This window comes from Mycobacterium sp. ACS4331, assembly GCF_001667265.1.
GTDB lineage: Bacteria > Actinomycetota > Actinomycetes > Mycobacteriales > Mycobacteriaceae > Mycobacterium.
On record NZ_LZHW01000020.1, the window covers coordinates 18,165 to 31,980 of the forward strand.

General features: G+C 66.5%; 13 protein-coding genes. 3 read left to right on the forward strand and 10 right to left on the reverse strand.

Translation table 11 applies throughout. The features are described 5' to 3' along the window. Position 1: 1 nt before the first annotated feature. Genes A5727_RS06030 through A5727_RS06060 form a run of 7 tightly spaced genes read right to left on the reverse strand, consistent with a single transcriptional unit; the run spans position 2 to position 7,680 of the window. Entirely contained in the window at positions 2 to 1,114 is a 1,113-nt protein-coding gene (locus A5727_RS06030; RefSeq protein ID WP_197507602.1) for an MCE family protein, read from the reverse strand. A gap of 29 nt (positions 1,115 to 1,143) precedes the next feature. Next, complete coding sequence (locus A5727_RS06035) at positions 1,144 to 2,451, reverse strand: MCE family protein (protein WP_068246161.1); 1,308 nt, start codon at positions 2,449 to 2,451, stop codon at positions 1,144 to 1,146. Next, the gene (locus A5727_RS06040) at positions 2,448 to 3,695 is read right to left on the reverse strand and encodes an MCE family protein (RefSeq protein ID WP_068246164.1); all 1,248 of its coding nucleotides are present in this window, start codon (positions 3,693 to 3,695) and stop codon (positions 2,448 to 2,450) included. Before A5727_RS06040 ends, A5727_RS06035 begins: the two co-directional genes overlap by 4 nt. After that, on the reverse strand, positions 3,692 to 4,720 hold the full coding sequence (locus A5727_RS06045; RefSeq protein ID WP_068246167.1) for an MCE family protein: 1,029 nt from the start codon (positions 4,718 to 4,720) through the stop codon (positions 3,692 to 3,694). The genes A5727_RS06040 and A5727_RS06045 overlap by 4 nt, the downstream gene beginning before the upstream one ends. A gap of 25 nt (positions 4,721 to 4,745) precedes the next feature. Further along, a complete protein-coding gene (locus tag A5727_RS06050) occupies positions 4,746 to 6,095 on the reverse strand; it encodes an MCE family protein (protein WP_082949624.1) in 1,350 nt (449 codons plus the stop codon). Positions 6,096 to 6,100: 5 nt separating this feature from the next. Next, a complete protein-coding gene (locus A5727_RS06055) occupies positions 6,101 to 6,955 on the reverse strand; it encodes an ABC transporter permease (protein WP_068246170.1) in 855 nt (284 codons plus the stop codon). Further along, entirely contained in the window at positions 6,952 to 7,680 is a 729-nt protein-coding gene (locus A5727_RS06060; protein ID WP_197507606.1) for an MlaE family ABC transporter permease, read from the reverse strand. The genes A5727_RS06055 and A5727_RS06060 overlap by 4 nt, the downstream gene beginning before the upstream one ends. A gap of 512 nt (positions 7,681 to 8,192) precedes the next feature. On the opposite strand from A5727_RS06060, the gene A5727_RS06065 reads away from it, so the two are divergent. Beyond that, the gene (locus A5727_RS06065; RefSeq protein ID WP_068246173.1) at positions 8,193 to 9,182 is read left to right on the forward strand and encodes a tocopherol cyclase family protein; all 990 of its coding nucleotides are present in this window, start codon (positions 8,193 to 8,195) and stop codon (positions 9,180 to 9,182) included. A gap of 1 nt (position 9,183) precedes the next feature. Here the strand turns inward: A5727_RS06065 and A5727_RS06070 are convergent, their stop codons facing one another. Together A5727_RS06070 and A5727_RS06075 are read right to left on the reverse strand one after the other, a co-directional pair. Next, the gene (locus A5727_RS06070; RefSeq protein ID WP_068246176.1) at positions 9,184 to 10,644 is read right to left on the reverse strand and encodes an aminotransferase class I/II-fold pyridoxal phosphate-dependent enzyme; all 1,461 of its coding nucleotides are present in this window, start codon (positions 10,642 to 10,644) and stop codon (positions 9,184 to 9,186) included. Positions 10,645 to 10,765: 121 nt separating this feature from the next. Then, positions 10,766 to 11,395 carry a TetR/AcrR family transcriptional regulator gene (locus A5727_RS06075; protein ID WP_082949625.1) on the reverse strand — a complete coding sequence of 210 codons (630 nt, stop codon included), beginning with the start codon at positions 11,393 to 11,395 and terminating at the stop codon, positions 10,766 to 10,768. A 104-nt stretch (positions 11,396 to 11,499) separates the two neighbouring features. Here A5727_RS06075 and A5727_RS06080 point away from each other — a divergent pair, with 104 nt between their 5' ends. Together A5727_RS06080 and A5727_RS06085 are read left to right on the forward strand one after the other, a co-directional pair. Beyond that, positions 11,500 to 12,705, forward strand: coding sequence for a cytochrome P450 (locus A5727_RS06080; RefSeq protein WP_068246181.1), 1,206 nt, complete (start codon positions 11,500 to 11,502; stop codon positions 12,703 to 12,705). 40 nt (positions 12,706 to 12,745) lie between these two features. After that, positions 12,746 to 13,015, forward strand: a complete 270-nt coding sequence (locus A5727_RS06085) for a YdeI/OmpD-associated family protein (protein ID WP_068246184.1) — start codon at positions 12,746 to 12,748, stop codon at positions 13,013 to 13,015. On the opposite strand, the gene A5727_RS06090 is transcribed toward A5727_RS06085, so the two are convergent. After that, complete coding sequence (locus A5727_RS06090) at positions 13,012 to 13,785, reverse strand: thioesterase family protein (RefSeq protein WP_157521247.1); 774 nt, start codon at positions 13,783 to 13,785, stop codon at positions 13,012 to 13,014. The genes A5727_RS06085 and A5727_RS06090 overlap by 4 nt on opposite strands. Between the last annotated feature and the right edge of the window lie 31 nt (positions 13,786 to 13,816).

Here is a 13,816-nt window from a genome sequence, read left to right on the forward strand (position 1 = left end):
GTCATGGCCCCTGGTTCAGGTGGTAGGGGGCAACCAGAGGGTTGCCTGCGGTGTAGGGACTGGGCAGTTGGCCGATCGTGCGGCCCCACTGCATCTCCAGTTCGGTCAGGTTGCCCTCCCAGCGGGTTCCGGTGAACAGCGTGTTGTCGATCCGGCTGAGCGTCAGGTCCAGGATCGCGGTGATGTTGGCGTAGTCGCCGCGAATCCAGTTGTCCAGCGGACCTTTCGGCCATGGGAACGTGCCGATGAAGTCCAGTGAACGGGTCAGGTCGGGGCCCGCGTCTGCCAGTGCCGCCAGCACGGGGCCGATCGACTCCAGCTCCTGGGCGAGGCTCTCCTTGGTCTGATCGACCGCGGTGGCCGCCAGCGCACTGAACCTGCCGAATGCGTCGATGGCCTCGATCAGATTCTGGCGCTGTTCCGACAGCACGGCCAGGGCCTCGGGGATCGTCGTGATCGCCTTGTCCAGAACGGGGTCCTGTTCGGCAAGCTGGCCCACGAGGCCGTCGAAACTCTCTGTCGCGGCGATGATGTCGCCGGTCTGCTCATGGACGTGGCCGACGAACCGATCGATCTGTTCGATCAGGCTGCGCAGGTCCTTCTCGCGGCCGGCGAATGCCTTGGCGAACGCCGCGGTGACGTCCTGCAGTTGGCCGATTCCGCCGCCGTTGAGCAGCAGTGACAACGCCGAGAGCGTCTCATCGGTCCCGGGATGGGCGCCCGCGTTGGCCAGTGGGATGAGCGAGCCCTCGTGCAGACGTCCCTGTTGAGGCGAATCGGTCGGTGGCGTGAGTTCGATGTGCAACGAGCCCAACAGGCTCGTCTGTCCCACGGTCGCCACGGTGTTCCCGGGCAGCACGACGTCACCGTTGAGTCGCATCGAGACCAGCGCGTGCCAGCCCTGACGTTCGATCTTGGTGACAGTGCCGACGTTGGCATCGCCCACACGGACACGGGAGTTCTGCTGGAGGTATCCGACGTCAGGCATCTGGGCCTGGATCACGAAGGCACCGGGTCCGCCGCCCTGGGTGCCCGGCAGCGACACGGAGTTCAGGCCCCGCCACTCGCAGGCCGTCACGGTGGTGACGACCATCAGCGCGACCCCAAACAGCATGTGGCTCCGCCTCTTTCGGCCGAGCGCGCTCATGAGCCCGCCCCGTGCGGCACCATGATGCCCTCCAGTCCGGTGGCCGGATCAGTGCGGACGGCACCGGTCACCGGAGTCCCCTCCGCGGGCAGCGCCACATCGGCCGGGACGGGCGCCACCGGCGCCTGGGGAACGTGGTCGGGGCGCAGCCAGTCCTCGGAGTAGGTGAGTTCGTTGGGTCGTGCGGACTGACCGACGACGTAGTTGGCTCCCAGCGGGAAGAAGTTGTACTGCCGGTTTTTGATGATCGGCGCCAGGTACTGCACGCACAGCTTGGCCGACTGTTCGGCATTCAGACGCGAGGCCGCCTGAATTCCACCGCACAGGAACGAGATGGGGTTCGCGAAGTTCTGCATGGTCAATGCGCCCGTGATGCCCTGCTGGGTCGGCTGGTAGATGTTGATGAAGTTCTGAAGTGTGTTGGGGAACATGTGCAGGGACTGTTCGACATCGCCGAGGCTGTCGTTCACCGCGGCCGAGATCGACGCGACTTTGTCGGTCGTGACGCCGATGGCCTCGCGGTTCTCGGCGATGAACCGGGTGGTGTCGCCGACCACCGCGCTCAACTCCTTGATCGCCTCGCCGACCGCGCCGGGAGTGTCGGTCAACAATCCGCTCACCGAGGCGAGATTCTGGTTGAGCTCGCTCAGCAGTCCGGAACTGTCCTCGAGGGCGGTCACCACCACCGACAGATTCCTGACGGTCGAGAAGATGTCGTCGCTGTGGTCGCCGAGCGCCGACAACGCCTTCGACAGCTTGAGGATGGTGTCGCGGATGTTGGAGCCCTCACCACGCAGGTTGTCGGCCGCGGTGTTCACGAAGGCGCCGAGGGTGCTCACGCCGCCCGGTTCGGTGGGTTGCAGTGCGGCGGTGAGCTTCTCCAACTGCTCACGCAGGTCGTCCCATTCAAGGGGCACCGCGGTGCGGTCCTGGGGGATGACCGTGCCGTCGGCCATCTCCGGACCACCGGTGTAGGCCGGCGTGAGTTGAATCGCTCGGGACGTCACCAATTGCGGTGAGACGATGACGGCCTTGGCATCGGCGGGCACCGTGTATTTGGCGTCGACCGAGAAACTGACCTTGACCCGCCTCGGTTCGGCGTCGATGCGGTCGATTCTGCCCACCTGGACCCCGAGAATGCGCACTTCGTCGCCGCGGTACAGGCCGTTTGTGTTGTCGAAGTAGGCGACGATGTGGGTCCGATTGGACTTCGTTACGGCCGAGCGGATCTGGACGCCGAGACCGGCGAGCAGGGTGACCGGCAACAGCACGGCCAGCACGAGACGCAGGGTGCGTGCGCTCATCGGCTGCCTCCCTCTTCGGCGGGCTGGTCGGGGAGTGCGGGCGGCCCCGGTGGCGGGCCGCCGGGCGCGGGTGCGGGTTCGGGCTCGCGGTACGGATAGCGAGGATCGCCAGGACTGCCCGTGATCGCGTCGGGAAGGTTCAGCTTGGGTTCGCCGCCCTGACCGGTCCGGGGATAGGGCACCGGCAGCGGCGGGGTGGCGATCTGCCCGGTCTGCGGGTCGGTGCGCACCGAGGGAAGCAGAACGTTCGGATCCAGGCCGAGGTCGGAGAACGCGGCGTCGACGAAGGGCTGGATGAACTGGCCCGGAAGCAGATTGGCGATGTAGGCCTTGAAGAAGGGGCCTGATGCGACCGACTCACCCAGCGACATGGCGTACTGGTTGAGGTACTTGATCGCCTGCTGCAGGCCGGCCTTGCGGTTGTCGACGATCGAGAGCACCACGTTGAGTTTGTCCAGCATGGGCGTCAGCTGGGTCTGGTTGTCGTCGATGAAACCCTGGAGTTGACGCGCGAAGGCGACCAGGTTCCCCGAGATCTGTTCCAGCGCCGCACTCTGACCACGCAGCTCCACCAGCAGTTCATTGCTGTGGGCGACCGCCGTGGCGACCTTGTCGGCCCTTTCGGAGAGCACTGAGGACGCCCTACTCGCGTTCGCGAGGAGCTTGCGCAGTGTGGCGTCGCGAGTGTCGAGCACCGCGGCGAACCGGCCGACGCCGCTGACTGCGGCCCGCAGACTCTCGGGGGTGTCCTTGAACGTCTCCGACAGCGTGGACAGCGCGTCGGAGACACTCTCGGTGTCGAGGTTGTCGATGGTGTTGGACAGATCGCCGAGGACATCGGGCAGGTCGTAGGGCGCCTTGGTCCGAGACAGCGGGATGGTCTCGCGCAGCTGTCCCTCACCTCTCGGCATCACCTGCAGGACCTTCGCTCCCAGAAGACTTTTGGTTCGTACGTTCGCCTCGGTCTGATCACCGAGGTGGACTCCCTTGTCGACGTCGAACGTGACGAGAACCTGTGCACCGTCGAGATCGACCGATGTCACTTCGCCGACCCGGTAGCCGGCCACCTGTACGGCCGCGCCCGCCTTGAGTCCACCCGCCTCGGTGAAGTGCGCGGAATAGTGTCGGGTGCCGCCCAGGAATGGCAGCTTGTCGTACTGCAGGGCGGTCACCACGATTCCCGCGGTCACGGCAATGCCCACGGCCCCGATGACGTACTGGTTGCGGTCTGCGAAGGATCTCACTTGGGCGCACACCGTCCTGTGTCCTGGCCGGCCAGTTTGACGTATACCGGTTGGCCGCCTTTTCCGTTGACTTTGAGCACCAGGTCGCAGAGGTAGAACGTGAAGAAGTCGCCCATGATGCCCAGGCGGCTCAGCACCTTGTAGGACTGCGGAAGGGTCTCCAGATACTGGTCGACCCATTCATGGTCGGCGGCGATGATCGAGACGACGCGATCGGCCTGTGCCACGGTGTTCTTCAGTGCGGGCCGACTGTGGTCGAGAAGGTCGGCGACCGACGCGGCAGCCGCGTTCGTATAGGCCACCGCGGTGGCGATGTCGGTTCTGCGGGCAGCCAACCCGTCGACGAGGTCGGACAGTGAGTCCACGGCCTTGGCGAACTGTCCGCTGTGGTCACCGAAGGTACCGAGGACAGTGCTGAGGTTGTCGATCACCTGACCGATCAACTCGTCACGATCGGCCAGCGTGTTCGTCACGGTTGCGGCTTGGGTCAGGAACGAGTTCACGGTTGCGCCCTCACCCTGGAAGGCTGAGATGAGCTGCGCCGACAGCGTGTTGACCTGCTCGGGATCCAGCGCCTTGAAGAGCGGCCGGAAACCGCCCAGCAGCGTGTCGAGATCCAGTGCCGGCGTGGTGTGATCGACAGGGATGGTGGTGCCGGGGTCGATCCGGGTGAAGTCTCCCGAACCCTCGAGCAGTGCCAGGTAACGGTCGCCGATCGGATTTTCCCAGCGCACTGCCGCATTGGTGGCCCGCGTCAGGGTGACGGTGGGGTCAGTCGAGAACTCCACGACGGCCGTGGCGTCCGGGCTGACGGCGATGCTCTTCACCTTGCCCACCTCGACACCCGCAATCCGGACGAAGTCGCCGACTTCGAGTCCACTGACGTCGGTGAATTCGGCGCGGTAGAGCTGCTCATCGGAGAACCGAAGCTGGGCGAATACCGCAATCAGCGCGAATGTGCCCACGACACACACGATCGCGAAGATCGTGAAGTTGACGGCGACGCGTCGCAGATTGTCGTTCACGATGGTTCTCTCACCTGTTCAGCGCTCATGGTGCCGGGGGCGCGGTCGGGGCGGGCGGCACGCCTGCCCACAGCGGGGCGCCGTCGGGTCCGTACCACGGCGCGCCGTATGGCGGACCGCCTGGCACAGCGGGAGCCGGGCCAGGCGCGGGACCGGGTAGGCACTCGCCCACGTGGGGAGCTTCGGGGATGGCGCGCGTGACGGGGAAGTAGTCGACGGAACAGGTCTGTCCGATACCGGGATTCGGTCGCCAGTCCAGTCCGGTGCCCCATCCGGTGTTCGTGATGAGCTGGCGGACCGGGAAGTTCTTGGCCGCGTCGGGCAGGGAACCGCACCCGGGCTGCCCGCCGGGGCCGCCCTTGGCCGCCACGATCGGGAGGTTCCCCGGGTAGCGGTAGAGGTCGTCACCGAAGGCGATGCCCGCGTCGAGGTACACGGTGCGACCGTTGCCGCCGAACCAGGTGTTGCCCGCGGTGTCGAGGAAGACCTTGGCGCCCTCGAACGTACAGGTGTAGATCGGGGTGTACTTGTTGAGCAGGCGCGTCGTCGGTTCCAGAACGTTGACGCCGGTGACGAAGTTGTCGAGGTTCGGGGCGAACAGTTCGACACCGCTGTTGGCGAAGCCGACTGCGTTGAGCAGCAGGGCCTGCAGTTCGTCGGAGTGCTCGGTGATCGTTGCGCTGGTGGTGCTCGCGGCGTCGAGGGTGGACAGGATGTCCTGTGCGGCCGCGCCGTACGCGTCGGTGAAACCCTTGAAGGAACGCCAGTCCGCGGCGACGGTGTCCATCTTCGGATTCAGTTCCGAGAGAACCTGGTTGGCGGCCGTGGTGGCCTCACCCATGCGCTCACCCTGACCACGCACACCTTCGGCGAGTGCGGTCAGTATGCCGTTCAGTTTGGGCACGTCGACCTGCTTCAACAGCCCGACCAGATTGTCGAAGACCGTGTTGACCTCGGTGCCGACGTTGCGCGAGGTCAGTACCGCACCTGCGGACAGGCGCGCGGTGCTGGGGTGGTCGGGATAGACGAGGTCGACGTACTTGGCGCCGAAGGCCGTGGTGGCCTTGATCTCCGCCTCGATGTTCTCCGGAATGTAGCGGACCTGATCGCGGAACAGTTCGAGCTTGAGACTCACGGGCTGGCTGCCGCCGGTGATGCCCGCGACCCGGCCCACCTCGATGCCGCGCATCTTGACCTTGGCGCCCGTCTCCATCACCAGGCCCGTGCGGTCTGAGGACAGCGTGACCGGCATGTAACTGCCGAACGTGCCCGCGAAGATCGCCGAGCACACCAGTACCGCAGTGGTGATGGTCGCCAGCAGGCCCAGGGCCCACCACAACGGGTCGACTCCACGCCTACCCTTTCCGGTTGCCATATTCGTCACCCTGAGAGATTGAAGTTGCCGGACTTGCCGTAGATGGCCAGGGAGAGGAACAGCACGACGAAGACCGCCGAGATCATCGAGGTGCGGACCGCACGACCTACGGCCTCTCCCACCCCGGCGGGCCCGCCCTTGGCGGTGAAGCCGTAATAGGTGTGCACCAGCATGATCACGACGGCCATCAGCACCGCCTGGAAGAACGACCACACGATGTCGGTCGGGTTCAGGAACGTGTTGAAGTAGTGGTCGTACACGCCGCTGGACTGTCCGTAGACCACGGTGGTGCCGAAACGGGCGGCCAGGAATGACGAGATCATCGCAACGCAGTACAGCGGGATGACCACGATGACCCCGGCGATCACGCGGTTCGACGCCAGGTAGGCCACCGAACGCACACCCATCACTTCGAGGGCGTCGATCTCCTCATTGATGCGCATGGCGCCGAGTTGAGCGGTGGCGCCAGCGCCGATCGTCGCGGCCAGGGCGATACCGGCGATGATGGGAGCGATGAGGCGGACGTTGAAGTAGGCGGAGGCGAATCCGGTCAGGGCCTCCACCCCGACGTTGGAGAACTGGTTGTAACCCTGGACCGCGACGAGGGCGCCGGTGGACAGGGTCAGGAATCCGACGATCACGACGGTGCCGCCGATGATGGCCAACGCTCCCGTGCCCAGGCTCATCTGGGCGATCAGGCGAACCATCTCGAACCTGTAGTGCACCAGAGCGTCTCGCATCGACGTCACGGTCTCGAAGTAGAACTGGGTCTGTGTGCCGATGCGCCGCAGGCCCGCGACCCAACCGGTGGTGGTGCGGCGGATGCGCGGGTGTGGCCTGCTCGGCGCGTTGCTGGTCACAGGGTCGCCTTCACGCCGACTGCGGTGGCCACGATGTTGATCGCGAACAGCGCCATGAAGGTGTAGACCACGGTCTCGTTGACGGCGTTGCCGACACCCGCTGGGCCGCCTTCGACCGAGATGCCCTTGTAACAGGCGATCAGTCCGGCGGCCAGACCGAACAGTGTCGACTTGATCAGGGAGATGATTACGTCGGAGGCGCCGGTGAGGACGGTGAGTCCGCCGATGAACGAACCGGGTGTCACATCCTGGATGAAGACCGAGAACACGAAGCTGCCGATCAGGCCGACGAGGATCACGATTGACGACAGCAGTGTGGCGACTACGGTGGCGGCCAGCACACGGGGCACGACCAGGGCCTGGATCGGGTTCACGCCCATCACGCGCAGGGCGTCGAGTTCCTCGCGGATGGTGCGTGCACCGAGGTCGGCGCACATGGCCGTCGCGCCGGCACCGGACACCACCAGAACGGTGACCACGGGCCCGATCTGGGTCACGGTGCCGTAGGCCGCGCCGGTGCCGGAGAAGTCGGCGGCCCCGAACTCGACCAGCAGGATGTTGAAGGTGAACACCATCAGCACGGTGAACGGAATCGCGAGCAGGAGCGTCGGCAGCAGCGACACGCGCGAGACGAACCACGCCTGGGTAAGGAACTCTCGCCAGGCGAACGGTCGCCGCGGCATCAGGGCGAAGACGTCGAGGGCCATGGAGAAGAACCCGCCCATGGCCAGTACGGTCCTGCCGAGAAGCTTCAGCGCAACGTCCCGGCGCGCCTTGGAGTCCGGCGACGGGTCCGCGGCCACGGTTTCGGTGCCGTCCGGGGTCAGCGTGGCCACGACGGTCCCAGGGGACAGCTGTGTCCGAACTCCATTGCTCCCCTTTGGGTCGATGTCGAGCGTCGCTCCGCTGGGCTGCGCGTGGCGCCCTGAACTGTCCCCGGTGAGGCCCCGCCACCCTTCCAGAAACCTGCGGGCTTTAGGTTAAGTCACACCTACGGGTGCGTCAACAGTGGTTCTCGGGTGTCGTGATGAAGGGTGCTCACAGCGGGCGGCTTGAGCGGTGAACCAGCAGTTCAGGCGCGTAGTGGTCGGGCTCTCCGGACGGACTGGGGTTGCCTGCGTTCATATGTCTATAACCGAAAGTTGGTAGGTAAATGCCCCGCAACGGTCGGTCCTGAGGCGGTTCCCCCGACGGCCGTCCCGATTGATCGCGCGACGCCGTGGGTACCTGGGAACCCATGGACATCGTGGGCACACTCGAACAGGCCGGCCGCTCCGCGGCGGCGATGTATCGGCGCACCGGTGCCGACCTGCCCTTCGGAGACCCGCTGCCCTCGCATGGCACCGAGATGGAGGGCTGGTTCTGGCGCCTCTCCGACCCCGCCACCGGACGCGTCGTCATCGCTCTCTGCAGCGCCAACCGGCATCCCGACGGCGACTGGTCGACCGCGGCCATCGCCCTGCATCCCGGTGGTGTCGTGCGATCGAGCGCCATCGACTCTGTTCGGGCGGACCAGAATGAGTTCCGGGTGCAGGCGCGGTCAGGCGGTGACTTCGTCGACGCCTCGCGCGAGGCGCTCGTGATGTCCATCGGTGACTGCTCCCTTGACCTCACCTTCGGAGACCGGCACGAGTGGTCGGGCGCGTTCGGTGGGAGCGGATTCGTCTCTGCGGTGCCGTTTCTCAATCAGTACTGGCATCCCTACCGACTGGGCGGGCACGCGACGGGCACCGCGCGATGCGGTGATCAGGAGTGGACGTTCACCGACGCGACGCTGTACTGCGAACGCAACTGGGGCGCGGGATTCCCCCGACGGTGGTGGTGGGGGCAGGCCCACGACTTCGGCGACGCCGATGTCTGCGTGGCCTTCTCCGGTGGCCTTCTGGAACTCGGGCCGTTGCGTGGGCACGTGACGGGTGTGGTCGTGCGGTTGCCGGACCGACTGCTGCGGATCACGCCCCCCGCGTGGGTGTCCTACACCGGTGGTGAGGACAGCTGGCGGATTCGTGCGCGCACGCTGCGCCACAGTGTCGAGCTCGACGGTCGAGGCACCGCTGAGGGGCCGCATGTGCTGCCCGTGCCGCTTCCGGCCGAACGTCGAAACATCGACAGCGATTTCGAGTACCTGGCCGGCACTCTGCGCTGCACCGTTCGAGAGTGGGGGCGCGTGATCTTCGAGGGCACAACCGATCTCGCCGCATTGGAGGTCGGCAGCCGACCCGACTGAGTCAGGCGACGACTCGGACGTGCTCGAGCTTCGAGTCCGCGGGATCAGGCAGGGCCATGCCGGCCTCGAGCCCGTCGCGCAGATAGTCGAGAACCGCGTCGTTGATCAGCTCGCCGGGTACCACGGCCGGGATTCCCGGCGGGTACGGTGTGATCTGTTCAGCCGCAACACGTCCCGCCGCCTGTGACACCGGCACCATTTCGGTCGCGCCGAAGAAGGCGTCCCGCGGCAGGGTCACGGTCTCCAGCTGCAGTTCCTCGGGGCTGGGCAGCCTGATCGACGGGGTAGCTTCGAAGGACCTGGCTGCGTCGCGCCATCGCGTCATGGCCTCGACCAGACGCCCGATGCTGCTCTCATCGTCGGCGAACGACAGGGTCGCCAGAGTCCGCCGGTGGTCACTCATTCCCATGTCGATCCGGCACGTTTCCCGCAGCCAGTCGGCGGCCTGGAAGCCCGACGTCCCGGTCGCGGCGACGTCCATCAGCACCTGCAGTCGATCCAGATCCGCGGACGCCTGTGCGCCCAGCAGTTCCTCCTCCAGGACCTCGAGATCGGGAATCTCCTGCAACCGCGCCCGCAGATCGGAGGCCGTCCGCAATGCGTGCTCCAGCAGGTCGTGCCCATGCTCGACCATCTGTCGCCGCCACCCGTCGAGCGCGGCGTAGATCATGACGTTGGGGCTCGTGGTCATCAACAGGTCGGCGCACGCGGAGAGCTTGATGCGATCGATGAGGTCACCCTGGACGTGGAACACCGACCCCTGCTCGAATCCCGCTCCCATCTTGTGCACGCTGACCACGCACACGTCGGCCCCGGCATCCATCGCCCAGGTCGGCAGGTCTTCGTGAAAGGGGAGGTGCGCGCCCCACGCCTCGTCGACGATCAGCGGTTTTCCGCGCGCATGGCACACCTCGGTGATGCCCTGAAGATCGGCACACGTGCCGTACGGACTGGGACTCACGACGAGCGCGCCAGCCGCATCGGGATGACGATCCCAGGCCTCGGCGACCTGCTGCGGGGACGGGGGATGGGAGAAGTGATGCTCACGATCCCAGCGCGGAGTGATCCAGCGCGGTTGCACTCCGGAGAAGATCAGTCCGGCGACGACGGACTTGTGACTGTCCCGACTGACCAGGAGGCCCTCGTCGCAGCCGCCTGCCACGGCCATCATGGCGGCCTTGACCGACAGCGAGCTGCCACAGGTGGAGAAGAAGGCGGTCTCCGCACCGACGGCGTCGGCCATGAGTTGTTCGGCGTCGGCGAGAAATCCGCCGCGGGAAAGACGGTCGTCGATCCCGTTGGTGGCCAGGGTGTCGTCCCGGAACGGAGCCTCACCCAGGACCGCAAGGACGCGCGGGTCAGCCCCACGGCCCTGTCGATGGCCGGGCGGGGTGAAGCCGTAGCGGTCCGAGCCGTGATAGCCCGCGACCGCATCGAGAAACGGCGCCTTCGACTGATCCATTCTGTCGTGCAGACTGCCCCGGCACGCGCCGGACGAAACCCGAACGGGAAAGACACCCGAGCCGGCCTCGGTGAATCGGCGAAGGCGGCGGCTCGGCACGGTGCCGGTGGTGTGGGAGGGTCTATTCGTTGCGGTGCAGGAAGCCGTGCAGGGCGGCCTGGACGAGTTCGTCGACGATGGCGTCTCGCGGCGGTGGCGTGGGTCCGAAGAAGCTCGACTGCAGCGCGGCCATGCCGACGATCATCGCCACGGTCGAGTGCGCGGGCAGGTCGGGTGACTCCGCCGGTATCCCGCGAAGGCGCATGCCCTGAGCGCTGATCTCACCGAGTGTCGTGAGGGCCCTGGCGATTTCGGCTATTCCGGCGTCGGCCTTCTCCTCGGCGCTGAGCGTGTCGGCGGCGACGAGCGTCACGAGAAGTCCGCGGTGTTCGACGAGGATGTCGTAGAGCCGGCCGACGAACTGGCCCGCGAGATCCTCCTCAACCGTCTCCTCGGGCACCACCGACTGCCAGGTCCGGCCGAACTCCTCGACGAACTCGGTGAACGGCAGGACCAGGGCCTCCCGGAACAGACCGGCTTTGGAGCCGAAGTGACGGAACAACAGGTGCTCGGTGACGCCCGCAGCCTCGGCGATCTCGCGCGTGGTGGTGCTGCGGTAGTCCTGCCGCGCGAACAGGGTGCGTGCGGCGTCGAGCAACAGCCTGCGCGGCTCACCTCGTGGCCGGCGCACGGCCGGTGATCGCTGGGGCACGGTGCGCCACTCCTTGATGCCGAACTCGCCGAATCTGTGCTTTCAAGATAGCGGGCGGTGTTCTACAGTTTTAGGTAGTAAGCACTATCCAAAAGGCGGGATCTGTGACCACTGAACCGACCACAGGGGTGTACTACGACCCGTTCGACGTCGAGATCGACAACGACCCGTATCCGGTGTGGCAGCGTCTGCGCGCCGAGGCGCCGCTGTATTTCAACGACAGATTCGGCTTCTATGCACTGAGCAGGTACGACGATGTGGCGCGGGCGCTGCCCGACTGGCAGACCTACAGGTCCGGCCGGGGCACCACCGCCGACATCCTGTTCGCCGGGATCGAGGTGCCGCCCGGCATTCTGCTGTTCGAGGATCCGCCGCTGCATGATCTGCACCGGCGCCTGTTGTCGAAGGTGTTCACGCCCCGCCGGATGCTGGCCGTCGAGGATATGGTGCGGGACTTCTGTGCCGGCGCACTGGACCCGCTGCGGGGCTGCGAGGGGTTTGACTTCGTCGCCGACCTCGGGGCGATCATGCCGATGCGGACCATCGGTTACCTGCTGGGCATCCCGGAGGAGGAGCAGAAGCACATCCGCGACCGCACCGACCAGAACATCACAGTCGGTGCGTCCAACGGCACGCCGACGGACGTCAGCCCGACGATCTTCCAGGACGCGATCGCGATGTTCGCTGAGTACATCGAGTGGCGCGCGACGCATCCCTCCGACGACCTGATGACGGATCTTCTCAACGCGCGTGTCGAGGAGCCGGACGGCTCGGTGCGCCCCCTGGAGCGCACCGAGGTCCTCGCCTACACCGCGATGATCGCAGGGGCGGGCAATGAGACCACCGCTCGGCTGATCGGCTTCATGGGCCAACTCCTCGCCGAGAATCCCGACCAGAGACGCGAGATCGTCGCGGACCCCGCGCTGATTCCCGGGGCGGTCGAGGAGACCCTGCGCTATCAGGCTCCGTCACCCGTGCAGGCCCGCTATGTCGCACAGGACGTCGAACTCTACGGGCAGACCGTGACCGAGGGCTCATACATGTTGTTGCTCAACGGATCGGCGAACCGTGACGAGGCGCATTTCGACGATCCTGACCGCTTCGACATCCACCGCAGGGGTGGCCACCTCAGTTTCGGCCAGGGACTGCACTTCTGTCTGGGCTCGGCGCTGGCCCGCCTCGAGGCGCGGATCGCGTTCGAAGAGGTGGTCAAGCGCTGGACCGACTGGGAGGTCGACTACGACAACGTCCGCATGGCGCACACCTCGAGTGTCCGCGGATGGGCAAGGCTCCCAGTCAGATTCACCTGACGTGGTGCGGTTGCACGCTCCGGCATGTCACAGTGGAGTCATGAGTCTTCCACGCGTCTCGGGCGGAGTGGTGCACGACCTGCCCAAGGATCTCCGGGCGGCGCTGGCGGCGAACGTGACCGCGCTCGCGGCCTGGAACGACATCACGCCGCTGGCCAGAAACGAGTTCATCTGCTGGGTCGAGGACGCCAAGCAGCCGACCACGCGCGAGCGTCGCATCCGCCGGACCCAGGAGGAGTTGGAGGAGGGGAAGCGGCGGCCCTGCTGCTGGCCCGGCTGTAAGCACCGGGAACGCACCGGCAGGCCCTAGTTCAGCCCGATGTGCCTGGGCGGCCGGAACGCGTCGGCGGGTTGGGCCAGGGCGATCGCGATGCAGTGACCGATCGGGCCGCGCTGGTCGAACAGGGTCGCCGACCCGGAGGCCACGCCCTCGGCGCCGTTGTGCCCGTCCGATGCCAGTCCGACGAAATCCCCGTCGGGCAGGCGGCTCAGCGACAGTGTGAAGTCGGCGTTGATGAACCGCAGACCGCCGGTGCCCCAGTGCGTCAACGCGCTGGTGACGTCGGCGGCCAGGGCGACGCGCGTGAAGGGCGTCAGCGGGTGGCCCGCGATGAGCGGACGGACTTCCCGGACCCAGGCGTACTTGCGGCTGTGTGCCTGTTGCCATTCCTGGTGCGTACCGCCCAGTGAGCCGCGCAGGGTGTCGACCCCGTAAGCCCACAGCTCGAACGGCATGTGCTCGGGAATCGTCGGCGGTCCCGTGGGGACCGGCGGAAGAGCCGCCGTCGGTGACCAGACCTGGTCCTCGGGATGCTCTCCGCGGCGCAGGAACACCGAGGTCGCCCGGCAGACGACCTGATCGTTCTGGGTGATGTCGGTGTCGACGACCTTGATGCGCCGGCCTTCCCGGCGGACCTCGGTGTGCACCCGCACCGGCTGCATGAGCGTCGGGCGCAGCATGTCGACGGTCAGTCGAGCCGGCTGCAGGTCGGGATCCGGGCTGGCCTGCTCCACCGCCCAGCCGGCGAGACCACCGAGGATATGCCCGCTGATCGTGCTGCCCCACGGTCCCTGCGCCATCGGTGCCGGGACAAGCGCTTCACCGTCGACG